Below are 24,168 nucleotides of genomic sequence, written 5' to 3' on the forward strand. Positions count from 1 at the left end.
TGAAAAATATCTATAAAAATAGATAAATTTGTTATCATTAATTATATAACTAAAATGGGAAATTACAGAATGGCTACTACACAATCTGAACAATTACAAAAGTTAAAAGAACAGCAAAAAGATTTAGAAAAGAAAATACTAAGAATCGAGCATAATCAACTATTAAAAATAGGTAAATCTGCTAAACAGTATCAGCTTACAGAATGGCATGAGAAATCATTAATAAAAGCTTTTGAGTTCTTAAAAGAAACTGGTGAAGACCAGTTTAAAGAAAAATAATAATAACTTAATAATAAAATATAAAATTGGAAATAATAATTTATGTTTTTTAAAAACCTAACTGCATTTAAAATTACTGATATTAATATTGATATCTTTGAAGATTCAATTAATAAATTGGCTTTTATACCGTGTAGTAAATCCCAAAGATCAACTAAAGGATTTATAAACCCCTTTATTAAAGGTGAAGAAAACTGTCTTTTTAGATTTAATCATTTAGCGGCTTTTTGTTTAATGACTCAAGACAAACTACTTCCAGCTCAAATTATTAATCAAGAAGCACAAGCATATATAGAAGAGTTAGAAGAAACTCGTTATGTCGGTAAAAAAGAAAAAACTGAAATCAAAGAAGATACTGAGCAAAGACTATTACCCCAAGCATTTAGTAAATTTAAAAAGATCTATGGCTATTTAGATCTTACAAATAACTATTTAATTATTGATAACGTATCTTATAATCAAATAGCTGATATATTAGAATTACTACAAAGATGTGAAGCTAGATTTGAACCAGTACAAAAAGATGAAACAGAAATACTTACTAATTGGTTTATAGACAATGCTAATCCTTTAGATGTTGAGATATCAGACAAATGTAAACTTACTAGTGATATTGGTGACGGTGTAGCTAATATTTCATGTCAAGGATCAGCTATGTTAAATGAGCAAATCAAATCATTTGTAGAAGCTGGTGGATATATCACTGAATTAGCTATAGTCTGGAATGAGCAATTAGCTATGACTGTTAATACTAAACTACAATTTAAATCAATTAAGTTTTTAGATGGAATTAAAGATCTTAATAATAATGAAAGCCAAGAAGCAGATCTACTATTAATGTCTGATATATTCGCTGAATTAATCAAATCAATGGATAAATGGAACGATGAATAAGACAACAAAACTCTTTGTAGCACTTGGTATATCTACACTAGCATTAACAAGCTGTAGTAATACTCAAATGGCAATTACAGGCTTAGCTTTAGCTGGGGTTGCTACTGGCTATCTAGCTTATAATTGGATGAATAATCCAGATGCATCTAATGCATACGAGAAAACTCCTAAAGAAGTTACACAAGCAGTTAATGATATTTTAAAATCTTCTGGATATACAGTTATTAAAACTGAGAATAATAGTAAAGATAATACTCACATGATAGAAGCCCAAAACAATCAAGGTAAAAAAGTGGATTTTGCTATTAGTCCAGTAGCAAGTAATCCAAATCAAGCAAAACTATATATTAAAGGTACTAGTTTTAGCGGAGTATCAAAAGCAGAATCACAAATACTTTTGAACAAAATAAATAAAAAGCTTATGTAATAAAGTAGATTTATACTTTACAACAATTAGAAACTAATTATATAGTTAGTTTTGACAGTGCTTTTAAAACTATTGCCAAAATAATAAAGAGGTAAAATATATGAATAAAAATGAATTAATACATACTATTGCAGCTGATGCTGATGTAAGTTTAGAAATAGCTAAAACTTGTTTAGATGCTTTGACTAATGCTGTGACAGATTCTCTTAAAAAGAAAGAAGATGTTACTCTTGTTGGTTTTGGTACATTCCAAGCTAAGAAAAGAGCTGCTCGAGATGGTAGAAATCCAAAGACTGGTGAACCTATTAAAATAGCTGCAGCTACTGTGCCAAGTTTTAAAGCTGGTAAAACTCTAAAAGATACTATTAAAGGTTAATTATGGCTAAAGGCACAGTAAATAAAGTTATACTTCTTGGTAGGCTTGGTAATGATCCAGAAATTAGACAGACTCAAAGTGGTACTATAGTTGCTACTATTAGTTTAGCTACTAATGAAGTATTCAAAGAAGAGACTCAAACTGAATGGCATAGAGTAGTTATCTTTGGTAAAGGTGCTGAGGTTATTCAACAGTATTGTAAAAAAGGTGATGCTTTATATGTTGAAGGTAGAATTAGAACTAATAAGTGGCAAGATAACTCTGGACAAGATAGATACTCTACAGAGGTAATTACTAGTAACTTTCAATTATTAGGTGGTGGTAATCAAGATAACCGCCCTGCTCCTAGTTATGATAATTATCCTGAAGCTCAACAAGGTTCTGCTCCGACAAATAATCAATCAGCCGCTGAGACAGTAAATGATGACTATGCCAAGGTTAAAGGTAAAACTGCTAAGGATAATGTCCCATCGTTTGATGAAATCAATAAAAACTTTGATGATGATATACCTTTCTGAATAAATTATGATCCAAATGGAAACAGATACTAAATATTACAATATCTCAATTATTAACGACTTATTTAATGATATTCTAGTTGTCTGTGATTATGGATCTAAAATTACTAAATTATCCCACCGTAAAAATATTAATGTTGCTTCTATGGCAGAAGCGAATAAAATAATTGATAAGCTAATAACAATTAGAGAAAATCATGGATACACAAGATGTTTGGACTAGATGTATTGCTCTTGTCGATATGCAGGCATTTTTCCCTTCTTGTGAGAAAGTAGATTTCCCTGAGCTTAAAAATAAACCAGTCGTCGTTATTAATGGTAATTCAGGAACTACTATAATATCTTCATGTTATATAGCTAGGTCTTATGGAATTAGAACAGGAATGCATTTAAAAGAAGCTTATTCCTTATGTCCTGATATTGTTATTAGATCATCTAGACCTAATAGATATTCTGAAATATCCGCAAATATTATGAATGCTATTAAAAATATCACTCCAGATGTTGAAGTATTTAGTATTGATGAATGTTTTATGGATTTAAAGCCTGTTTTAAGTTTATATAAATCCGTAGAAAACATTGCTACTTTAATTAGAAAAATAGTTTTTGAGGTTAGTGGCGGTATTGTCTGTTCAATTGGTATTAGTGAAGGTAAGCTTACAGCTAAATTCTGTGCTGGATTAAATAAAGGTAAAACTACAATAGTTCCACCTCATCAAATTAAAGACTATATTGCTAATCATGACTTAGCTAAAATGTGTGGTATTGGACCAAGCCTTGTTAATTATCTAAATTCAAAAGGATACTATAAATGTGGTGATTTAGAACATGCTCCTAAAAATCTATTATCTAGTATTCGTGGAGATACTGGAGCTAGGCTACAATCAGCTTGCCTTGGTCATGATCCAGTACCAGTTAACACAAAATATCAAAAACCTAAATCTATTGGTCATAGTAAAGTATTACCTCCAAAGACAACAAATAGAAATCAGATAGAAGGAGTGCTACATCAATTAGCTCATCGATTAACTAGAAGACTAAGGTCACAAGATTTTGTTACTCCTCGAGTAGCTATATTCCTACAAGCACAAAGACACTGTATTAAAAAAGTATATAATTTTGAACATAACACTAGCTCAGATACAAATTTCAATAAGTCAATAATTGAACATTTAAAGCTATGGAAAGGTGAACCTTTATATAAAGTAGGTTTAGCATGCGATAAACTATATGATAAAGATAAAGGACAGATTGATATGTTTGCAACATCAGATAGTAAATCAAGTAGGATTGATGCCGTTAAAGATGCTATTGCTAATAAATTTGGTAAAGATAAATGTAGATATGCAACTGAACTAAATGCTGATGATATGAACATGATTCCTGTTATCGCTTTTAATTTTGATGCTACAAGTAAAAATAAGAATAGTTTATAGATTATGTTCCCGTAGCTCAGTAGGATAGAGCGGTCGCCTCCTAAGCGACAGGTCGGATGTTCGAATCATCTCGGGAACGCCATTAATTTAAAACAAAATAGTTACTAGCTACTAACAGCTTTTAAGAATAAAAAGACTAACAAAAAACATAACCATATAATTAAGAGAAATTATGAAATCTAAAATATATTTATTAATACTGTTAACCTGCGCACCTATTACTTTGTTATATGCTGATATAAATAATAGGCTTGTTTTATCTAACTTCAAATGTAGTCAAGTATTACATAATAAGTATATGGATATATGTTTTGACTATAATTATAAGTCAGCTTTAGCTGTTGACTATAATATTACAAAAGCAGACATGTATAAGAAAAAACTAAGTAGAAGTAGAGTTAAATTCCATGCAGACTCACGACTTCCAGTAAAATGTAGAATGAGTCCTTATTCATATAAAAAGACAGGTTTTGATAGAGGTCATTTAGCCCCTAATGGAGCTTTTAATTATGATAAATCAGCACAAAAAGCTACTTTCTCTATGGCTAATATGACACCTCAATACCCTAAAGTAAATAGAACTGCTTGGAGTAAAGCTGAAAGATATTCAAGAGTTACTGCTGTTAAGCTTGGTAGTGTTAATGTACTTGATATAGTATATTTCAGCGAAAAACCAAAAACTTTAAAGGATGGTCAAGCAATTCCGAAAGGATATGCAAAAATAATTACAAGTAAACAGCATGATTTTCAAAGATGTTTCTATTACAAAAATATTAAAAACCCCGATTTGAAACTAAAAGATCATATAGTAAAGTGTTCTGACTTGAAATTAAAGTAAGAATATTTCAATAAAGCTATTATTATATCGAGTATTGATATATCATATAAATATAGAAAGTTAAATAGTTGATTCATGATAATAAATTTTGCAAGTCAATCAGCCAACGATATATATAATGGTGTCTCAAGTAAGCATGCTCGTAAAATACCAAATACAATATATAAAACAGCTATTAGAAAACTTGATATGGTTAATGCTGCCAAAGTTATAGAAGATTTAAGAATACCTCCTAATAATCGTTTAGAGCAATTAAAAGGCAATTTAAAAGAATATCACTCAATTAGAATAAACGACCAATATAGAGTGATATTTAAATGGAAAGATAACAATGCTTATGATGTTGATATAGTTGATTATCATTAAGTAACTATAGGGAGTAAAATTATGCTTATACCATCAAATAGAAAACCAACACATCCAGGTGAAATATTACTACATGAATTTATTGAACCTCTATCAATAACACAAACAAAATTAGCAAATCATTTAGGTTGGACTTATGCAAGAGTTAATGAGATTGTAAATGGCAAAAGAGGAATAACAGCCGACAGTGCATTATCATTAAGTGAAACTTTTGGAGTAACACCTGACTTTTGGCTAAATTTACAAATGCTATATGATTTATATAGTGCGAAACAGACACACAAACATGTGGCACCATTAGAGGTAGCATAATGATTAAAAGTCGCAGGACAGTATAAATGATGACAGAGGTCTTAATGAAAAGAAGTGATCTATCAGATAAGTTAATACATTTTACAAAAGGTGAAAGCAAAGAGATTTCCTTTCAAAATTTATTAGAAATACTAGATAATGGAGTATTATTGGGGTCCTGTGAAAATATAAAAGGAAAATGGGATTGTATTTGTTTTACCGAAACTCCTAAAGGAATTATTGAGAAAAATGGATTTGGTAAAAATAGATATAGTGAGTTTGGGATTATTTTTAATAAAAGAGAATTGTTCAATATGGGTGCTAGGCCTGTAATATATCAGACAAATAAGGAATGTGATTTACTACATAAATCTATTAGGTGGAAAAATGTAAGGTATGATGAAGATATCGGGTTCTGTCGCAAACTGTCAGTATCATGAGTATATAGTATAATTTTATCATAGATTTTATTTCAAAATACAAATGATAGATTTCACAGGTAGGCACTTTACCAAATTATTGATACTTCAAGCAGTCAGATGGTATTTATCATATCCATTGAGTTATAGGCATGTAGAAGAACTAATGAAAGAGCGAGTAATTAAGGTAGACCATAGCACTATCAATCGTTGGGTTATCAAATATTCTAAAGAATTAGAGATAGTCTTTAGTAATAGTTTTAGAAAATATGGTAGCTATATAAGCTGGAAGATGGATGAAACCTACCTTAAGCTTAAAGGTAAAGATGTTTATTTATACAGAGCTATAGATAAACACGGAGATACTTTAGAGTTTATGGTTAGTGAAAAAAGAGATGAAAAAGCTGCGCGTAAATTCTTTAAGAAAACTATTGGTAAACATGGTTTACCAGATAAATTAAATGTAGATAAATCAGGAGCCAATGAAGCTGCTTTATTAACTATCAATATCTTTCTATTCTTGCTTGGTATATGGTTAACCTATGGTATAGAGATTAGACAAAACAAATATCTAAATAATTTGATAGAGCAAGATCATAGAAGTATCAAAAGATTGATACGCCCCATGATGGGTTTTAAATCTTGGGATTCTATGGATTCTACTATAGCTGGTTATGAATTAGTAAATATGATTAAAAAAAGTCAGCATATTTACGCTGAAAATATGACTGTTTGGGATCAATTTTATAGCATAGCTGGATAACTGTATCTAGAGGATAATTATTTTATAAAAATTGTGACTATACTGGCAGTTTGCGACAGAACCTCTTTTTGAAATTAATTTCAAAGGCAAAAAAGTCGATAAAGAAAAAGGGGAATAATGTTATTTCCCTTTTTTTGACCACGATTGAGGTAAAGCAATGAGAAAACTGTAGGACGTTAATATGAATAAACAAGCTATCAATTTGACACAAGAATTATGTGAGCTATTAGAATATATCTCTGATATAGCTATCCAAATACGCATGAACTCTTCATATAGGTCAGAATATAAAAATCTTAATCATTATTCTGATGCACCAATCAAAATTAGTAAAATTCTAGATAATGTTATGGAGTACTCCCATGTTATCCATGAGTTTCATGTTCTAAGTAATGCTATTAAGTCAAATAATTTTCATGAAACAGTTAAAGAGTGTGGTTTTCAGGTTAAAAGGTGTGAAGCTTTAAAAGCTTATCTTAAAAATAACGATGTTGAAAATAGTAAATCGATCATCAATATAGTTGATAGAGGTATAGCAATATTTGAGTCAATTATATTTAAAACAAAACAAGCACTTAATTAAGGAGTTTACAAATGGAAATTAAATATTAGATTTAAAATGTTGAATGATCATTAAAAATAGCTAATTTTAATTTAAAAGGATACTTTATAATGGGAAAGTTTTCATGCACGACTATTATTGTTGGTAATAAAGCATCTAATAATGGAAGCATCATTCTTGCTAGAAATGATGATGGTGGACTTGGTAATAATGCCTCAAGGTTTATTTACCATTCACCAATGCGCTACGGGTATTTATATCAAAATATTATGGATTTAAATAATAAATTTAAATATCAATTACCTAATAAATTATTAGGGTATTCTGGATTGCCAGCATGGCAATCTCATAATAAAAGCTTTGAAGAGGCTGGTTTCAATGATGTTGGCGTGGGGATGTCTGCAACAGAAACAATTTTTAGTAATAATAAAGTTTTAGAAAATGATCCATATCTTAAAGATGGTGTGTCAGAAGAGGCTATAATAACAATTATATTACCACAAATTAAAACGGCTAAAGAGGGTGTTAAATGTTTAGGTAATATAATTGAAAATTATGGTTCAGCTGAAGGGTTTGGGGTAGGATTCGCTGACAAGTATGAGGCATGGTACCTTGAAAATGCTGGAGGGCATAATTGGGTAGCATTAAGAATACCAAATGATAAGTATTTTATATCAGCTAATCAAAGTAGAATAGGAATTATAAACTTTAAGGATAAAAAAAATATTTTAATGTCTAAGAATCTAATTAATTTTGCTAGAGATTCTGAACTATATAAGTCAGGCGATTTTAATTTCAGAGAAATTTATAGTAAAGACGATTTATCAGACAGAGATTATAATTATCCACGGGTTAAGTATTTACAAAACGTATTTACTTCTTCAGAAAAAAATAAATCTTATTACAAGAATAGTTTACCAACTTTCTTAATGCCAGAAAAGAAAATTTCAATTACGGATATAGAAAAGGGTTTACAAAGCCATTTTGAGGGAACTCTACTAAATACTTATCAATTTCCGTCAAAAATAAGACCAATTTCAGTATATAGAACTAAACAGTCTCATATATTATGTTTAAGAAAAAATTTACCTATATCTATAGCAAATATAAAATACTTAAGCTTAGGAATGGGCGCTTTAAGTATTTATATGCCTTTTTACTATGGAGCTAAAATCCCTTCAGCATATCAAATAGGCGATAATAATGCAGATGATTTTTCAGCATATTGGATATTTAGAAAGTTACAAATGATAGGAATGCTAAATTTTACTGAATATGCTCCAATAATTAAACATGGCTATAGTGCATTAAATACACAAATAAAAGATAAACAAATAGTATTTGAAAAAAAATATTTGGAAATATATCAAATATTTCCTGAGAAAGCACAAAAATTATTAGATGATTTTACATCTTATGCAGTAGCTAGCATATTTACTTTAACGAAGACTTTAACTAATGAGTTAATAACCATTGAATCAAACAGAATTAATACAGAAAATTTTTTTAGTGAGTAATCTGAAGCGTTATATTGCAAATAGGACCGGTGTTAAGCTATGTGCGATGAAGGGCCACATTTAAATTGGAAAAGATTTGATATACATACATTGTAGAGGATTTTATATAATTTGGCTAATTTTATGATTTTAATATTAGAGTTCAAAATAACGGTTCTTTTTTTAAACTTTATGAAATAACTTATAAGTATTGTAAATAAAGGATCTCAAGGTTTGAATATGTTGTTTAATTTATCTAAGTTTAGAAAAGCTAATTTAGCTTGCAAAATTAAACTTAACATTATTTGGCTTATAGGAACGGAACCCCTAATGGTATATCCATATCAATAAAAAATGGTATCTAAATTAACTCAAATAAAAACTTTCTCTACTAGTGATGACATCATAGCTTTAAGAAGAGAAGTATAGTTAATAATAAAATTAAGCTCAGTTCCTATAGGAATTAACTTATTCATAGAGTCTATAATCAAATGATCACTTGTTGCCCCTAAAATTTTATAACCAGATAGACATTTAACCCCATTAGAATCTATATCTTGATTTCCAATAGCTAGAATGGATTGATATTTTTTATTGTTACTTGATACGCTTGGTTTTACTTTTGACTCTATAACTTCTGCAACAAGAGATATTGCATCTTGGTATAACCCTTTAATTAAACTATTATCTAAGGGATTCATACCTATAAAAATAGCCTCTCCAAGACGAAGGTTATTAATCTTACCAATATTACTTTTATTATTTAGTGCCCAATTAAGATTTGCTGAATTGCCACCACTTATTATATCTAATTTAATATTGAACGTTTTTTCGATAGAATCAGCTATAGATGACAGTTGGCTCATTTTAGTATCATCTGGAGCACAATCATTCAAACACATTAAATTAGTTGCTATTCCTTTAAGACTAATATTTGGTAAAGTTAAAACTTTATCTATAAAAGTTAAAACATCTTTTGGTAAAATACCTTCTCTGAGATCACCCAATTCAATCATTAATATAATTTGATGATTTAAGTTTAATTTACATGCCATTTTAGAAAGAGCTTCTATTACTATAATTTCGCTATTAAAGCTGATAGAACCTGATAATATAATTCGTTGAATCTGACTAAGCATAGGCGAACGAATTAGACTCATCTGAATTGGAATATTATTTCTACACATTAGTTCTATATTTTGGATATGAGAGTCTCCAATAGAGATAACTCCAGATCTCATCAAAGCTCTTGCTATAATTGGTGAACCTTGCATAACTTTTATTATACCAGTCACAGATATATCTAAATGACCTAAGCGACTTACTAATACTTTAGCATTATGCTCTATCTTTTTAAGATCTATTATTAGTCGAGGTGTTGCCATTAAGTATTAAATTTACCACTCAACTGTGGAAACTCTGAAACAATCATATCGATGAAATAATCAGGAGATGATCTTAATGCATCTGCTGTGGGAATTTTATATTTTTTACTGTAGTTATTTATTATTTGTTTAATCTCAGCAGCATCAATATTTTCATGATTAATACTAATACCTATAACCTTAGTTTGTGAGAAAGTTTCTATCAGATTTATTTCATTACTAAGCTTTGGCATTTTTATATTCTCAAAATCACAACGATACTCTCTTTTGGGCGCATGTTGGAGAATTACTGCATCTGGACAACAAGCTCGAAGAATGAAAGAACTACTAGAAAAAGCTGGATGACTTAAAGAACTTTGGCCTTCAACAAAGATAATATCGGGTTGCTCTTCGTTAAATGCTGAAACCACAGTCGCCTCTAGCTCACCAATACAAAACTGTGAGGGTATTGCATCTATTGCTACACCATATTTTGCTCCCTGAATTAGGCTAGTTTGACCTGTACCAACCATAACAGCCTTATATCCTGCCTCATTAAAAATCTTTGTAAGTATATTAGTGGTTGTGCGCTTGCCAATAGCACAATCTGTACCTAATATAGCGATTATGGGGCAAGTTACTTTAGAAATATCTCCATTATATATTCTTAAGTTTTTTTTCTCTGGGGGCTTTCTAATATCTAATATTTTTACATTATGTTTAGCTGCTGTAAATGATAATTCAGGGTCATCATTTAAAAATACATGCAATCCATTTATAATATTTATTCCTAGTTTAATTATCTCCATAATTATTTTACGTTCTTTATTTGATAAAATACCCGTGGCTGGAGCCATTCCTAATATAAAGTAATTAGCTTTATTGGGTAGCTCTTTTAATGCAGATATATAACTATCATATATTGGAATCCCATTTGGGATATTATCAAGCACAACACCAGAATCTAAATTTGCTTTAGTGCTATCAATTACAGCTAAGATCTTATATTCATCAGAATATCTGATTAATCCATTAGCTGTTTTACCATCAAGCTTACCAAAATTTGCTTCGCAATAAATAATTGCTGTCTTTTGTTTTTTCATAATAAACTACTCTTACTTTTTAAATTTTTAATGCATTTATGAACAAAAATAAAATCTAAAGATAGTTACAAATTATTATTAAATCTAATAAAGTGTATTTAAAATAGATAACTTTAATTTATTGATATGATTAAGGGATAACTCTATTTTTAATAATTAAAAATTATAAAACTTTTTTTATCCTTATAGTTCGCTGCTATTATACTATATTTTTATATATAATACTTTTAATCTTAAATCTGTATGTTTCATACTACGACAAGATGTCACCTAATCAAGCTAAAGCTACTACTTCAACCTAATATTAGTATTGCTTTTTCTATTTACTTCCACATGATTATTTATCTGATGCTATTTCTTATGTATTCAACATGATATTTTTGGGTTAACTATATAATTAATTGGTTCTTAAAAGAAATAAGTTTCATTCTTACCAAAATAAATTAGATCTCATAGGCTTAATAGCTAGAATGATTATTAATATAATATATCCATACCATGGAATTAAACCAGCTACAGGCAATAAGTTAACTATGATCATACCCTCCTATTTGGGACACTTAGGTGTTAAGAAAAGGAGACAAGATGAGATATACAAAAGAGTTTAAAGATGAAGCTGTTAAATTATGTTTACAACCAGATGCAAATAGACGAGAAATAGCAGATAATTTAGGGGTTAAATATAAAACCATTTGCAGTTGGATATCCAAAGGGTTCTGTCGCAAACTGCCAGTATAGTCACAATTTTTATAAAATAATTATCCTCTAGATACAGTTATCCAGCTATGCTATAAAATTGATCCCAAACAGTCATATTTTCAGCGTAAATATGCTGACCTTTTTTAATCATATTTACTAATTCATAACCAGCTATAGTAGAATCCATAGAATCCCAAGATTTAAAACCCATCATGGGGCGTATCAATCTTTTGATACTTCTATGATCTTGCTCTATCAAATTATTTAGATATTTGTTTTGTCTAATCTCTATACCATAGGTTAACCATATACCAAGCAAGAATAGAAAGATATTGATAGTTAATAAAGCAGCTTCATTGGCTCCTGATTTATCTACATTTAATTTATCTGGTAAACCATGTTTACCAATAGTTTTCTTAAAGAATTTACGCGAAGCTTTTTCATCTCTTTTTTCACTAACCATAAACTCTAAAGTATCTCCGTGTTTATCTATAGCTCTGTATAAATAAACATCTTTACCTTTAAGCTTAAGGTAGGTTTCATCCATCTTCCAGCTTATATAGCTACCATATTTTCTAAAACTATTACTAAAGACTATCTCTAATTCTTTAGAATATTTGATAACCCAACGATTGATAGTGCTATGGTCTACCTTAATTACTCGCTCTTTCATTAGTTCTTCTACATGCCTATAACTCAATGGATATGATAAATACCATCTGACTGCTTGAAGTATCAATAATTTGGTAAAGTGCCTACCTGTGAAATCTATCATTTGTATTTTGAAATAAAATCTATGATAAAATTATACTATATACTCATGATACTGACAGTTTGCGACAGAACCGATTATTATAGGTCAAATAGGTAATGTTAAAAAGTTTGTTAAAAACCCATGTCCTAAATGTCAGCATGAATTAATACGCCTTAAATCAAAGCCACCTAAGAAAGGCTTTTATTGGATGTGTTCTGAAAGAAAAAATGGTTGTGAGACATTTTTAGAGGATAGTAGAGGCAAGCCTGTACAACCTAAAATATCTAAAGATAAATGTCCTGATTGTGGATCTGATCTTAAACAACGTGATGGTAAGAAAGGCAAATGGTGGGGCTGTACAGGATATCCCCAATGTGAAAGAACATTTGCTGATTTAAAAGGTAAACCAATGATGGATAAATAATATTTCTCTTTTTTTAACCACGAATGAGGTAAGAAAAAAGGAAAAACTGTGAGGACATTAATATGAACAAACAAGCTATTTATTTAACGCAGGAGTTATGTGAACTATTAGAATATATTTCTGATATAGCTGTACAAATACGTATGAATTCTTCATATAGATTAGAATACAAAAATATTAATCATTATTCTGATGCTCCTATCAAAATTAGTAAGATTTTAGATAATGTTATGGAGTATTCCGACACTGTTGCAAATATTGACTAATTGGAGCTATTTTATTAAACTTTACTTTATTTTTCTGTCTAATTTATTATGAATGAATTTAAATATAAACATTTTAATGGTGTAGTTATCTTCAAGTACTTTGTAATAGAAACTATATTTTTTTCATCTTGGTTATTTGCAATGAGCTAATCATATTATTAGTAGCTTTAATATACGATTTCATGTGATTACTGCTTAAATGTTGTTGTAGTAAATCTTTAGTTTCCCATGTTTCATAAAACATAAAATGTAGCTCATCATCATTGTCTTGATGAAGTTGATAATGTAAACACCCTTTTTCATTACGGGTTATTTCAACTAATTTCAATAACTCTTTTTTTACTTGGCTTTGGAACTCTTTTTTAACATAAATATTTGCGATAATAGTTAGTAATGGCATTGCTTTCCTTTTATAGATAATTACTCATTTCTTTTCAATAGAATTGTATCACATCGGTTAGTTTGAATAAAATTTTTAGCTTGAAAAAATAAAAATATAAAATTTGTATAGTATTATATACTTTAAACAATTTAATTAATTAAAGTTAACATAAAGGCTCTTAAATATGGACCATCAAATTATTATAGACATGCTCTCTAGAAGTACTACCAAAAAATATGATTCTACCAAGAAGATTACTCAAATGGATCTTAATGTGCTGTTTGAGTCTATGCGCTTATCACCATCATCTATAAACTCACAGCCATGGAGATTTGTTGTTATTGAAAGCGAGAAAGCTAAAAAGCGAATGAGTAAAACTTTTGTCAACAAATTTCAATTTAACCAACCTCATGTATTTGATAGCTCACATATTATTCTATTTGCGTATAACCCACGCTATACTCGTGATGATTATGCTAAAGTTGTAGATAAACAAATTGTCGATGGTAGGACAAAGTCTCAAGATCGTGAAAATGCTTTTGGAGCATTCATGTTTGTCGATCTTAATACTGATGAGAATGGAGATAATAGTCGCTGGACAAAAGCACAAACATATATCGCATTTGGTAATACTCTACATACATTAGCTCGTCTTAAAATAGATTCAACCCCATTGGAAGGTATAGATATTGATTTAGTTAACGAAGAATTTAAAAATGAACTTTCTGGCTATCAATGTGACGTAGCTCTAGCTATAGGGTATCGTCATCAAGAAAATGACTATAACTCAAGATTACCAAAGTCTCGACTAAGTTTAGATAGCGTTTTAGTAACTATATAACTCAACTATCTATAGATGGGTAATCCAGTATTCGGTTCTGTCGCAAACTGCCAGTATAGTCACAATTTTTATAAAATAATTATCCTCTAGATACAGTTATCCAGCTATGCTATAAAATTGATCCCAAACAGTCATATTTTCAGCGTAAATATGCTGACCTTTTTTAATCATATTTACTAATTCATAACCAGCTATAGTAGAATCCATAGAATCCCAAGATTTAAAACCCATCATGGGGCGTATCAATCTTTTGATACTTCTATGATCTTGCTCTATCAAATTATTTAGATATTTGTTTTGTCTAATCTCTATACCATAGGTTAACCATATACCAAGCAAGAATAGAAAGATATTGATAGTTAATAAAGCAGCTTCATTGGCTCCTGATTTATCTACATTTAATTTATCTGGTAAACCATGTTTACCAATAGTTTTCTTAAAGAATTTACGCGAAGCTTTTTCATCTCTTTTTTCACTAACCATAAACTCTAAAGTATCTCCGTGTTTATCTATAGCTCTGTATAAATAAACATCTTTACCTTTAAGCTTAAGGTAGGTTTCATCCATCTTCCAGCTTATATAGCTACCATATTTTCTAAAACTATTACTAAAGACTATCTCTAATTCTTTAGAATATTTGATAACCCAACGATTGTATAATGTCCCCAGAAAAAGCTACTGATTTTAGAAAGATTTTTATTCCTAGATGTTAAACTTAACTAGATAAATTAGGAAATAGATAAATGAGTAAAAAAAGAGTAACGTATACAGCTGATTTTAAAGCTAAAGTAATTATAGAATTGCTAGAAGGCGATATGACAGTTAATGAGATAGCAAGTAAGTATGATTTACTTCCTAAAAACGTGCACAATTGGAAGCAGCAATTTTTATCTAATGCTTGCTTAGCATTTGATAAAAGCTCTGTTGTTAAGGAGTATAAGCAGGAAATAGATGAGCTTAGAAAAGATAAAGATGCAACAAGTAAAAAACTAGTCGAGGTAATAGTAGAGAGGGATTTTTTAATGGGAAAGCTAAAAAGCTTGGTATCATCAAATGATAGAGTAAACTCTGTAGATACTAAGCTAGAATTATCTTTAAATAATCAGCTTAAACTATTATCTGTATTTAAGAGTGTGTACTATTATACACCAATATCAAAATTTAGTAGTAATGATGATATTAAACTATTAAATGCAATAGATTTGATACATACTAAACATCCATATTATGGTACGAGAAGGCTAGTAAAGTTGCTAAATAGATTAGGATTTCTAGTTGGAAGGAAGCTAATCAAAAGTGCTATGGAATTCATGGGTATTAAGGCATTGTATCCTAAAAAAAAGACAACTGTCATTAATAAGCAACACAAGAAATATCCATACTTACTTAATGTATTTAAAAATGAGACGAATTAGGTTGTTATAGATAAAGCTAATAAGGTATGGAGTGCTGATATCACGTATATTAGACTAGAATGTGGGTATGCATATTTAGCAGCCATAATAGATTGGCATAGCAAGAAAATACTAGCTTGGAAGATTTCTAATACTATGGATACACATCTAACAACTAGTGTGTTAAAAGAAGCGTTATTTAAATATGGTAAACCTGATATCTTTAACTCTGATCAAGGAACTCAATATACAGCAAAAGAGCATATTAAAATATTATCTGATAATAAAATAAATAAATCTATGGATGCTAAAGGAAGATCTATAGATAATATTGCAATTGAGAGATTTTGGAGAACACTGAAATATGAAAATGTTTATCCGGCATCATATATAACTATGAAAGAGGCTAAAGTAGGTATCAAAGAATATATTGATATTTACAACAATGAAAGACTACATTCTAGTATTGGATATATGACTCCTGATGAAGTATATTCTGGTATTTTAGATGCTGCATAAAAGCAAGGAATAAAAATATTTTATAAAGTGGTATTGAATAACAGGGACAGTTTACTGTGAAATCTATCATTTGTATTTTGAAATAAAATCTATGATAAAATTATACTATATACTCATGATACTGTCAGTTTGCGACAGAACCTATATTTCTATTTATTGTTATGATCAAACTAGATTTTATATGCATACTAGCTATCAGGTCTTAAATATATCTGTTTTTTTATAAAATGTGTTACTCTAGCAGTTATATTTTATCTCTAAAATGGATACTCAATGCAAGGTGGTAATATTAAGAAAAACATTGTAATTCTTTTTGCATTTTTATGTTTTACTACGTCATTAGATGCTATTACCAAGCAAGGTGCTATGGAGAAGTATTTAGAATATAATAAATTAGCTGAGAAATATAAAAAGTTAGCAGAGCAATCAGATAATACAACCAATAAAGAACAAGATAAGCATATTCCTACAAAAGATAATGTAGAAGCTAAAGCAGAGTCATCCTCAACCAAACTTAAACAAGTAACCTTAAAAGATAATAAAAAAGAAGAAAAGAAAGATAATAGTCCTTGGAAAGGTACATCTATTGGTTTAGGTGGAAGTATTGTTACTGGTAATAGTGCTACTACCAACATAAATGTTGGAATAAATATTAATTATAAGCCAACAGAGCAGTGGCAAAATAATTTATTATTTAACTATTTATATAGCCATAATGATACGGTTTCTGATAAATCAGGAGTTAGAGTAAATAGGGCACAGTTAAATGCTAAGACTTCATGGGATTTTGATAAAGTTAACGGCGTATATGGTAATTTGAACTTCTTGCGTGATGAGTTAGATGTCTTTAATTATGTTTTTATGGAATCTGCGGGCTATAAGAGAGTTTTATATAAAAGTGATGATATGTCATTAAATCTAACAGCAGGACCAAGCTTAACGCAAAACGAACTTATTAGCACAGGTCAATTTTCTAATGGATTTGGTGGGCAATCAGGCTTGCAATATGTATGGAATTTTACAAAAGATTCGAGTTTTAGAGAAGATTTTATAGTTAACTATGCGTATCAGGATAATAATACTGTCAACCCTAATGTATTTATATATCAAAGCAATGCTATATTATCAGTTAAATTATATAAAAACTTGAGCCTCCAGCTTCAGTTCCAGCTAAATGGTACTAATGTAAGCCTACCTGGTAAGCAACCAATAACAACAATTACAACAACTGCATTAGCATATGAAATATAATAGTCGAGTTGTGTAAAGCAAAGAAAGCAGCTAAAATGATTTTTGGCGATATTTGACTGACTGAGAATAACTGTTGTTTTATAAAACAGCGTTCCCATAAAGGGACTATTTAGGGAATTGATCATACCCTTCTATTTGGGACACTTAGGTGTTAAGAAAAGGAGACAAGATGAGATATACAAAAGAGTTTAAAGATGAAGCTGTTAAATTATGTTTACAACCAGATGCAAATAGACGAGAAATAGCAGATAATTTAGGGGTTAAATATAAAACCATTTGCAGTTGGATATCCAAAGCCATGTCAAACCCTCAGAAAGAAATAAAGATAGATTATAAAATGCAGTACCAGCAACTATCTTTTGAAAATACTGATTTGAAGAAAAAACTCAAACAGGCAGAAACAGAGCGTGAAATACTAAAAAAGGCAGCAGCGTACTTTGCAAAGCAAAATCTGTAAGGTACGCCTTTATTAAGGAGCATTATAAAGTTATGCCAGTAACAACACTATGTAAATCTTTGAATGTGAGCACATCTTCATATTACAGATGGATTCATAAACCTATAGGTAAAAGGCAATATAATGATGCTGAACTAGATGATGCTATTTTAATGAACATAAATCTAGATATGGAAGTGTTAGGATATACAAAGAGCTTAAAGATATGGGTTGGAAAGTTACTCAACCTAGAGTATCTAAACGTATGAAATTACTTGGTTTACATGCTAAAGCGGCTCGTAAGCATAAGAAAACTACAGATTCTAACCACAACAAACATGTTTATGATAATTTATTAGAACAAAACTTCACTGCTTTATCTGTAAATCATAGGTGGGTTACAGATATAACTTATGTACCTACACAAGAGGGGTGGCTGTATCTTTGTGTGATTATAGATTTATTCTCAAGATCAGTTATTGGTTGGGCAATGGATTCTAGGATGAAAGCGGATTTAGTTTGTAATGCTTTAAATATGGCATTATTTAGAAGAAATTTTCCTAGTGGTGTGATTATACACTCTGATAAAGGGTCACAGTACTGTAGCAAACAATATCAAGACATTATTAAAGAATACTGGCTACTATCAAGTATGAGCTCTAAAGGATGCTGTTACGATAATGCTGCTTGTGAAAGTTTCTTTGGAACTTTAAAAGTAGAGTTAGTACATGATGAAAGCTATAAAACTAGAGAAGAAGCTAAACTATCAATATTTGAATATATTGAAGCTTACTATAATACAAAAAGGAGACATTCTACAATAAATTATATGACTCCATATCAATTTGAATATATAATGGAAAATGAAGTAGTAAACTGTCCCAAATTGACGGGGTAGATCATACATTCTTATAATACGCTTTTGATATACCCCATAAAGAACTTACAATAAAATATTAAATATTTTGGATATTCTTAAAAGTAGAAAATATTACAGAAAGAATATTTAAGATTGTTGATTTAATCATACTCCAATCTTATAAGTAAAAAAATACCATATAAAATCCTCGTGCTTGACACGGGGATCTCTTATTCCCGCCTGCGCGGGAATAACTATAGATGTTAAATCAGTAGTCTTTATTTATGAGTAGTAACTCTAATAGAGCTATAAATCATATTGTTTTTTGTATTTTATTAAAATAGATTGATAGTAAATATACAAACGACTATAAATCTAAACTCTTACTAACAATCTCAAAGACATTTTTACTTGGATTTGATGCTTTGATTCTTTCAAGTTCTTTTTTCATCAGAGCTTGTCTATCATAGTCATAGCGCTTCCAACTCATTAAATTACGAGCCATTCTAGCAGCAACTTGATGGTTGATTTTATCAAGCTCTAGGACTATATCAGCCATGAAAGCATATCCTAAACCATCTTTACGATGATATTGTGAAAAATTAGCACCGAAGCCACCAATAAGTGAGTAAACTTTATTAGGGTTTTTAGAGTTGTATGCAGAGTGATTAACTAAGCCTTCAACTATATCTAAGGCTGATTCATGAGAGATTTGAGCTTGAGATACTAACCATTTATTTACTACTAAATCTTCATGCTTCCAACGCTTATAGAACTTATTGATAGCATTATCTCGAATTTGTTTATCATTTGACTTTAAAAGTGCTGAAAATGCTGACTGTTGATCCGTCATATTATCAGCATTATCAAATAGTTGTTGCGCTAACTCAGTACATTTAGTTTGATCACTAGCATTCATTAAATAATTTAAGCATACACCTTTTAGCCTTCTCTTAGCAATTTGCTCAGCTGAAAGAGTATATGGCTTATTATCATTACATTCTTGATATATAGCTAACCAATTATCTTTTAGTTTATCTGCTAGTTGGTTTACAACTTTTTTGCGTGATAAAACAATATCATCAACTGCAATTACAGGCATTGTCTGAGCAATTGTAGACTCATTTGGTATTAGTAGAGCATCACTAATTAATGCTTTATCTAATTCTTTATCGTTTAGAATTGATTTAAAAGCATTCAAGAACTCACCGCTTACATCAGAATTAGCTAAAATCATATTTATAGCTAACTGTTGTAAAGAGTCCCAACGATTAAAGGCATTATTATCATATTTAATAATATGTAATAGTTCGCTTTCAGTACGCTTATGCTCAACCTTCACAGGTGCCGAAAAATCTCTAAACAATGAAACTACTGGTTTTGCTGTAATATTCTCAAAAGTGTAAGTCTGCTTTTGTTCTTTAAGCTCAATAGCTTGCTCTACGAGATTTTCACCTTCTGGAGTGATCAGTCCCATTTTAACAGGTATATGAAGAGCTTGTTTTTCTTTCTGATCTGCAGTTGGTCGAGTAGTTTGCTCTAATATTAAGCTATAAGTTTGACTTTGCGCGTCATAATCCTCACTAACTTTAATATTTGGTGTGCCGGATTGAGCATACCATCTCTTAAACAAGCTAAAATCACGATTATTAGCATCTGCCATAGCATTTACAAAATCATCACATATTACAGCCTGACCATCATGTCTTTCAAAATATAGTTTCATACCTTTTTGAAAACCTTCTTCGCCTAATAAAGTATGAATCATTCTAATAATCTCAGCGCCTTTATGATACACAGTTACAGTGTAGAAATTATTCATCTCAATGTACGATTCTGGACGAATAGGATGAGACATAGGGCTAGCATCTTCAGCAAATTGAGCACTTCTAATAATACGTACATCATCTATACGCTTAACATTTCTTGAGTTTAAATCAGAAGTAAATTCTTGATCTCTAAATACAGTCAAACCTTCTTTTAAGCTTAGCTGAGACCAATCACGACATGTAACTCTATCACCTGTCCAATTGTGAAAATATTCATGTCCCACAACACTTTGAATAAGTTCAAAATCCTTATCAGTAGCCGTTTTATCACTAGCCATTATATATTTAGTGTTAAATATATTTAAACCCTTATTTTCCATTGCACCAGCATTAAAATCCGGTACAGCAACAATCATAAAAGTATCAAGATCATACTCTAAGTTAAATCTTTCTTCATCCCATTTCATTGAATCTTTTACAGCTTGCATTGCATAATTACATTTATCAATATCTTGTTTAAATGCATAAATTTCTAGATTAACCTTACGATTTGATTTAGTAGTAAAAGTATCTTTAATACTAGCTAAATCTCCAGCCACTAAAGCAAATAAATAGCAAGGTTTTTTAAAAGGATCTTTCCATGTGGCAAAATGTAAAGTATCTGAAATATCTCCAGAATCAATTTTATCTCCATTAGATAAAATAACAGGATATTTTTGCTTATTAGCGATGATTTTAACAGTGTAAGATGACATTACATCAGGTCTATCTAGATAGTACGTAATTTTTCTAAAACCAGTGGCCTCACACTGTGTACAAAATACATCTCCTGATTTATATAATCCTTCTAAAGAGGTATTTGCAGATGGATTAATCTCAACTACAGTGTTTAGAATAAAATTTCCAGGGACTTCATGGATAATTAACTGGTTATTATTTATATCAAAATCATATTTTGATAAATCTTTATTATCTATTTTAATTGATAGTAGTTTTAAATCTACACCATCTAAAACCAATGAGTTACTTTCATTATTAGCAGGATCTTTGGTAATATGTAAGTCTGCTGTTACTATTGTTTTTGATTCATCTAGATTAAATGTTAGATGAGTTTCATTTATAAGATAATTACTTGGTTTATAGTCTTTTAAATACTTAATTTTAGGCTGAGACATAATAATTTTTAAGTCAACTTTATTTATACTTAAGAATAGCAGCCACTAAGATTAGTTACAATTATTATACAACATGACAAGTATAATAATTCTTTAAAAAACCAACTCTGCTGCAGAGTTGTCAAGAAAAATTAGACCTTCTCTAGATTAATTTATATTAACTATAAATATAAACAACTTTTTACGAAAAAGTCTTAATATATAAATATCTAAAAAATAATCTTAAATTATTAGTAGTTTCTAATAACATCAAAAATTTCTTTTAACTTATTCTGATCTTTTTGACCAGGTTCAGATTCAACACCCGAATTAATATCATACGCAGAGCATTTTAACTCTATTGCTTTAGCTATATTTTTAGAACTTAACCCACCAGCTAATATTATATTATTTTTATCTTTAATAAGGTCCCAATCAAAACTTTTGCCTGTACCTCCAGATTGTCCATCTATCTGAGCATCTAATAAATGATAGTCAACATTATCTAATAACTTAGGAATAGTTTTATCTACTCCATAAGCTTTCCATATTTGGCGATTTCTATGTAATTTAGATTTTAAAATATTTATATATTCTTGATCTTCATCACCATGAAGCTGAATCGCACTTAATTTCAAATCATAGGACGTATTAACAACATCCTCAATATTAGCGTTAGCAAAGACACCCACATAATTTAATTTAACTTTTCTAGCTATAGATTTTGCCATGTCAAATTTTATATATCGAGGCGACTTCTTAACAAATATAAATCCTCCATAAATAGCACCTGCATCATAAGCTTTTTGGGCATTTTCTACAGATGTTAGCCCGCACACTTTATTAAATCCATATATTATTTTTCTCACAGCAAGCTCTAAATTACGCTCACCCATAATAGAACTACCTATAAGAAAGCCATTTACACAGTTTCTAAGCTCTCTTACTTCTTGATTTTTATAAATCCCAGATTCAGAAATAACAATAGTATCTTTTGGTACTTTAGGAGCCAACACTCGAGTAGTATTTAAATCTATGGATAAATCTCTAAGATTACGATTATTTATACCTATCACTTTTGCTTTTAGATTTACAGCTCTTTGAAGTTCTTCTTCATTACTAGCTTCTGTAAGTATTCCCATACCAAAACGACTAGCAACTTTAGCTAGTTTTTTATATTCATTATCATCCAAAATAGAAAGCATTAGTAGTATAGCATCGGCTTTATAGTGTCTTGCTAAATATATTTGATATTCATCTATAATAAAGTCTTTACAAAGTATAGGCTGTGTTACTTGATTTCTTACAATTTCTAAATTTGTAAAACTTCCCATAAAAAACTCTTCATCAGTCAAAACAGAAATGGCATTTGCATACTTTTTATATACTGAAGCTATTTCATTTAAATTAAATTTTTTACGAATAATTCCTTTAGAAGGGGAGCCTTTTTTACATTCTAATATAAAGACTGCTTTTTGAGAGTCTAAAGCCTCATAAAATTTTCTATCAGTTTTATCAACTTCATTTTTAAAAATTTCTAAAGGGAATAATCTTTTTTTAGAAAAAAGCCATTTTCTTTTTGCTTCAACAATTTTTGCTAATATAGTTTCCATACTTATTAATATTTCTTTTTAATTTTAAGTAATATTTTAAACGAAAAATATTTAAAAGTTTAATTTTTATACTTTAAAACGAATAATATGATTATTTTTCTCCATCAAAATAATCCACCTCATCAGAAACTCTAAAAATATGTCTTAATTTACTGTTACCTACTTCTCCAACCATCGACATGAGCTTATTAGAATCTGGATATTCACAAATATCGTAAGGTTCATTCCTACTAATACAAAAGTACTTCAAATCATATTTTCCTGTATTTAAAATCTGATGAGCAACAGCTCTATCTCCTGGAGGACAAACTATAATATCATGCTTTTGTATTTGATATTCAATATCACCAAAACGCAAAGTTCCAACACCTTCAAGGATAATGAACATTTCTTCATTTATTCTATGATTATGGAAAGGGCAAGCTTTCTTTCCTGGTGGAACTATTGTAATACTATATCCTAAAAGCTTTGCTCCTCTTTTATCACTAATACTTGCAAATTTTTCTTGATAAGAACCTTCCTTAGACTCTTCAAAAGTGTCTATTTCATCTAAATTTATAAATGGTTTCATGATAATTTTTAATTAATTAATTTATTTAAATTTTTTATATAAAATGGCATTTAAACAATTAAGTGATTCATGGTCATAAATAGATTAATATATACCTAAAGCTT

The 24,168-nt window shown here is 29.6% G+C and carries 32 protein-coding genes and 1 tRNA gene; 25 read left to right on the plus strand and 8 right to left on the minus strand.

Features of this window, described 5'->3' with window-relative positions; all coding sequences use genetic code 11:
- The first annotated feature begins 69 nt into the window (after nt 1-69).
- The 15 genes from CDV26_RS11530 to CDV26_RS11595 all read left to right on the plus strand — a co-directional run bounded on the left by CDV26_RS11530 (nt 70) and on the right by CDV26_RS11595 (nt 8,686).
- Nucleotides 70-279 carry a hypothetical protein gene (locus CDV26_RS11530; RefSeq protein ID WP_088773375.1) on the plus strand — a complete coding sequence of 70 codons (210 nt, stop codon included), beginning with the start codon at nt 70-72 and terminating at the stop codon, nt 277-279.
- Nucleotides 280-321: 42 nt separating this feature from the next.
- A complete protein-coding gene (gene rdgC, locus CDV26_RS11535) occupies nt 322-1,173 on the plus strand; it encodes a recombination-associated protein RdgC (protein ID WP_088773376.1) in 852 nt (283 codons plus the stop codon).
- A complete protein-coding gene (locus CDV26_RS11540) occupies nt 1,166-1,600 on the plus strand; it encodes a DUF3568 family protein (RefSeq protein ID WP_088773377.1) in 435 nt (144 codons plus the stop codon). Before rdgC ends, CDV26_RS11540 begins: the two co-directional genes overlap by 8 nt.
- 100 nt (nt 1,601-1,700) lie before the next feature.
- Nucleotides 1,701-1,976 (plus strand): HU family DNA-binding protein, encoded by a 276-nt coding sequence (locus tag CDV26_RS11545; RefSeq protein ID WP_088773378.1) that lies wholly within the window; start codon nt 1,701-1,703, stop codon nt 1,974-1,976.
- A gap of 2 nt (nt 1,977-1,978) precedes the next feature.
- Nucleotides 1,979-2,494: a single-stranded DNA-binding protein gene (locus CDV26_RS11550; protein WP_088773379.1), complete on the plus strand. Its 516-nt coding sequence runs from the start codon at nt 1,979-1,981 to the stop codon at nt 2,492-2,494.
- 16 nt (nt 2,495-2,510) lie between these two features.
- Entirely contained in the window at nt 2,511-2,717 is a 207-nt protein-coding gene (locus CDV26_RS12335; RefSeq protein ID WP_211276372.1) for a hypothetical protein, read from the plus strand.
- Complete coding sequence (locus tag CDV26_RS11555) at nt 2,692-3,930, plus strand: Y-family DNA polymerase (RefSeq protein ID WP_088773380.1); 1,239 nt, start codon at nt 2,692-2,694, stop codon at nt 3,928-3,930. Before CDV26_RS12335 ends, CDV26_RS11555 begins: the two co-directional genes overlap by 26 nt.
- A 5-nt stretch (nt 3,931-3,935) precedes the next feature.
- A tRNA-Arg gene (locus CDV26_RS11560) sits at nt 3,936-4,012 on the plus strand.
- A 90-nt stretch (nt 4,013-4,102) separates the two neighbouring features.
- Nucleotides 4,103-4,768, plus strand: coding sequence for a DNA/RNA non-specific endonuclease (locus tag CDV26_RS11565; protein WP_088773381.1), 666 nt, complete (start codon nt 4,103-4,105; stop codon nt 4,766-4,768).
- Between the two features lie 75 nt (nt 4,769-4,843).
- Nucleotides 4,844-5,134: a type II toxin-antitoxin system RelE/ParE family toxin gene (locus tag CDV26_RS11570; protein ID WP_088773382.1), complete on the plus strand. Its 291-nt coding sequence runs from the start codon at nt 4,844-4,846 to the stop codon at nt 5,132-5,134.
- A gap of 21 nt (nt 5,135-5,155) precedes the next feature.
- Nucleotides 5,156-5,446 (plus strand): HigA family addiction module antitoxin, encoded by a 291-nt coding sequence (locus tag CDV26_RS11575; protein ID WP_088773383.1) that lies wholly within the window; start codon nt 5,156-5,158, stop codon nt 5,444-5,446.
- Between the two features lie 44 nt (nt 5,447-5,490).
- Nucleotides 5,491-5,865, plus strand: a complete 375-nt coding sequence (locus CDV26_RS11580; RefSeq protein ID WP_157671626.1) for a hypothetical protein — start codon at nt 5,491-5,493, stop codon at nt 5,863-5,865.
- A 43-nt stretch (nt 5,866-5,908) separates the two neighbouring features.
- Nucleotides 5,909-6,607 carry an IS6 family transposase gene (locus tag CDV26_RS11585; protein ID WP_088773372.1) on the plus strand — a complete coding sequence of 233 codons (699 nt, stop codon included), beginning with the start codon at nt 5,909-5,911 and terminating at the stop codon, nt 6,605-6,607.
- 181 nt (nt 6,608-6,788) lie between these two features.
- Nucleotides 6,789-7,190, plus strand: a complete 402-nt coding sequence (locus tag CDV26_RS11590; RefSeq protein ID WP_088773385.1) for a hypothetical protein — start codon at nt 6,789-6,791, stop codon at nt 7,188-7,190.
- An 89-nt stretch (nt 7,191-7,279) separates the two neighbouring features.
- Nucleotides 7,280-8,686: a C69 family dipeptidase gene (locus CDV26_RS11595; RefSeq protein ID WP_088773386.1), complete on the plus strand. Its 1,407-nt coding sequence runs from the start codon at nt 7,280-7,282 to the stop codon at nt 8,684-8,686.
- A 350-nt stretch (nt 8,687-9,036) separates the two neighbouring features.
- Here the strand turns inward: CDV26_RS11595 and CDV26_RS11600 are convergent, their stop codons facing one another.
- Both CDV26_RS11600 and CDV26_RS11605 read right to left on the minus strand, forming a co-directional pair.
- Nucleotides 9,037-10,050 carry an alanine racemase gene (locus CDV26_RS11600; protein ID WP_088773387.1) on the minus strand — a complete coding sequence of 338 codons (1,014 nt, stop codon included), beginning with the start codon at nt 10,048-10,050 and terminating at the stop codon, nt 9,037-9,039.
- Nucleotides 10,050-11,132, minus strand: a complete 1,083-nt coding sequence (locus CDV26_RS11605; RefSeq protein WP_088773388.1) for an N-acetyltransferase DgcN family protein — start codon at nt 11,130-11,132, stop codon at nt 10,050-10,052. Before CDV26_RS11605 ends, CDV26_RS11600 begins: the two co-directional genes overlap by 1 nt.
- Nucleotides 11,133-11,696: 564 nt before the next feature.
- On the opposite strand from CDV26_RS11605, the gene CDV26_RS11610 reads away from it, so the two are divergent.
- Nucleotides 11,697-11,870 (plus strand): transposase, encoded by a 174-nt coding sequence (locus tag CDV26_RS11610; protein WP_157671627.1) that lies wholly within the window; start codon nt 11,697-11,699, stop codon nt 11,868-11,870.
- A 37-nt stretch (nt 11,871-11,907) separates the two neighbouring features.
- On the opposite strand, the gene CDV26_RS11615 is transcribed toward CDV26_RS11610, so the two are convergent.
- Complete coding sequence (locus CDV26_RS11615) at nt 11,908-12,606, minus strand: IS6 family transposase (protein WP_088773374.1); 699 nt, start codon at nt 12,604-12,606, stop codon at nt 11,908-11,910.
- 187 nt (nt 12,607-12,793) lie between these two features.
- Here CDV26_RS11615 and CDV26_RS11620 point away from each other — a divergent pair, with 187 nt between their 5' ends.
- Nucleotides 12,794-13,009, plus strand: coding sequence for a topoisomerase DNA-binding C4 zinc finger domain-containing protein (locus CDV26_RS11620; RefSeq protein ID WP_088773390.1), 216 nt, complete (start codon nt 12,794-12,796; stop codon nt 13,007-13,009).
- 62 nt (nt 13,010-13,071) lie between these two features.
- Nucleotides 13,072-13,275 (plus strand): hypothetical protein, encoded by a 204-nt coding sequence (locus CDV26_RS11625; protein WP_088773391.1) that lies wholly within the window; start codon nt 13,072-13,074, stop codon nt 13,273-13,275.
- Nucleotides 13,276-13,387: 112 nt separating this feature from the next.
- On the opposite strand, the gene CDV26_RS11630 is transcribed toward CDV26_RS11625, so the two are convergent.
- Complete coding sequence (locus CDV26_RS11630; protein WP_088773392.1) at nt 13,388-13,675, minus strand: putative quinol monooxygenase; 288 nt, start codon at nt 13,673-13,675, stop codon at nt 13,388-13,390.
- Nucleotides 13,676-13,841: 166 nt separating this feature from the next.
- On the opposite strand from CDV26_RS11630, the gene CDV26_RS11635 reads away from it, so the two are divergent.
- Nucleotides 13,842-14,498, plus strand: coding sequence for a nitroreductase family protein (locus CDV26_RS11635; protein WP_088773393.1), 657 nt, complete (start codon nt 13,842-13,844; stop codon nt 14,496-14,498).
- Between the two features lie 96 nt (nt 14,499-14,594).
- On the opposite strand, the gene CDV26_RS11640 is transcribed toward CDV26_RS11635, so the two are convergent.
- Nucleotides 14,595-15,167, minus strand: coding sequence for an IS6 family transposase (locus tag CDV26_RS11640; RefSeq protein WP_157671677.1), 573 nt, complete (start codon nt 15,165-15,167; stop codon nt 14,595-14,597).
- Nucleotides 15,168-15,241: 74 nt separating this feature from the next.
- On the opposite strand from CDV26_RS11640, the gene CDV26_RS13415 reads away from it, so the two are divergent.
- The 6 genes from CDV26_RS13415 to CDV26_RS11665 all read left to right on the plus strand — a co-directional run bounded on the left by CDV26_RS13415 (nt 15,242) and on the right by CDV26_RS11665 (nt 18,996).
- Entirely contained in the window at nt 15,242-15,913 is a 672-nt protein-coding gene (locus tag CDV26_RS13415; protein ID WP_245806464.1) for an IS3 family transposase, read from the plus strand.
- 48 nt (nt 15,914-15,961) lie between these two features.
- Nucleotides 15,962-16,411, plus strand: coding sequence for an IS3 family transposase (locus tag CDV26_RS13420; protein WP_245806583.1), 450 nt, complete (start codon nt 15,962-15,964; stop codon nt 16,409-16,411).
- A 273-nt stretch (nt 16,412-16,684) separates the two neighbouring features.
- A complete protein-coding gene (locus tag CDV26_RS11650; RefSeq protein ID WP_088773395.1) occupies nt 16,685-17,662 on the plus strand; it encodes a DUF481 domain-containing protein in 978 nt (325 codons plus the stop codon).
- Nucleotides 17,663-17,810: 148 nt separating this feature from the next.
- Nucleotides 17,811-18,119, plus strand: a complete 309-nt coding sequence (locus CDV26_RS11655) for a transposase (RefSeq protein WP_157671628.1) — start codon at nt 17,811-17,813, stop codon at nt 18,117-18,119.
- Nucleotides 18,120-18,151: 32 nt separating this feature from the next.
- Nucleotides 18,152-18,367 carry a hypothetical protein gene (locus CDV26_RS11660; RefSeq protein WP_088771820.1) on the plus strand — a complete coding sequence of 72 codons (216 nt, stop codon included), beginning with the start codon at nt 18,152-18,154 and terminating at the stop codon, nt 18,365-18,367.
- Complete coding sequence (locus CDV26_RS11665; protein WP_088773513.1) at nt 18,325-18,996, plus strand: IS3 family transposase; 672 nt, start codon at nt 18,325-18,327, stop codon at nt 18,994-18,996. Before CDV26_RS11660 ends, CDV26_RS11665 begins: the two co-directional genes overlap by 43 nt.
- A gap of 328 nt (nt 18,997-19,324) precedes the next feature.
- Here the strand turns inward: CDV26_RS11665 and pepN are convergent, their stop codons facing one another.
- From pepN to CDV26_RS11680, 3 genes are all read right to left on the minus strand, one after another.
- The gene (gene pepN, locus CDV26_RS11670) at nt 19,325-21,901 is read right to left on the minus strand and encodes an aminopeptidase N (RefSeq protein ID WP_088773397.1); all 2,577 of its coding nucleotides are present in this window, start codon (nt 21,899-21,901) and stop codon (nt 19,325-19,327) included.
- 230 nt (nt 21,902-22,131) lie between these two features.
- Nucleotides 22,132-23,493, minus strand: a complete 1,362-nt coding sequence (gene trpCF / locus CDV26_RS11675; protein WP_088773398.1) for a bifunctional indole-3-glycerol-phosphate synthase TrpC/phosphoribosylanthranilate isomerase TrpF — start codon at nt 23,491-23,493, stop codon at nt 22,132-22,134.
- A gap of 91 nt (nt 23,494-23,584) precedes the next feature.
- Complete coding sequence (locus CDV26_RS11680) at nt 23,585-24,064, minus strand: cupin domain-containing protein (RefSeq protein ID WP_088773399.1); 480 nt, start codon at nt 24,062-24,064, stop codon at nt 23,585-23,587.
- Nucleotides 24,065-24,168 lie beyond the last annotated feature (104 nt).

Origin of the sequence: Francisella halioticida (assembly GCF_002211785.1) — a bacterium.
In the GTDB taxonomy this organism is placed as follows: Bacteria; Pseudomonadota; Gammaproteobacteria; order Francisellales; family Francisellaceae; genus Francisella; species Francisella halioticida.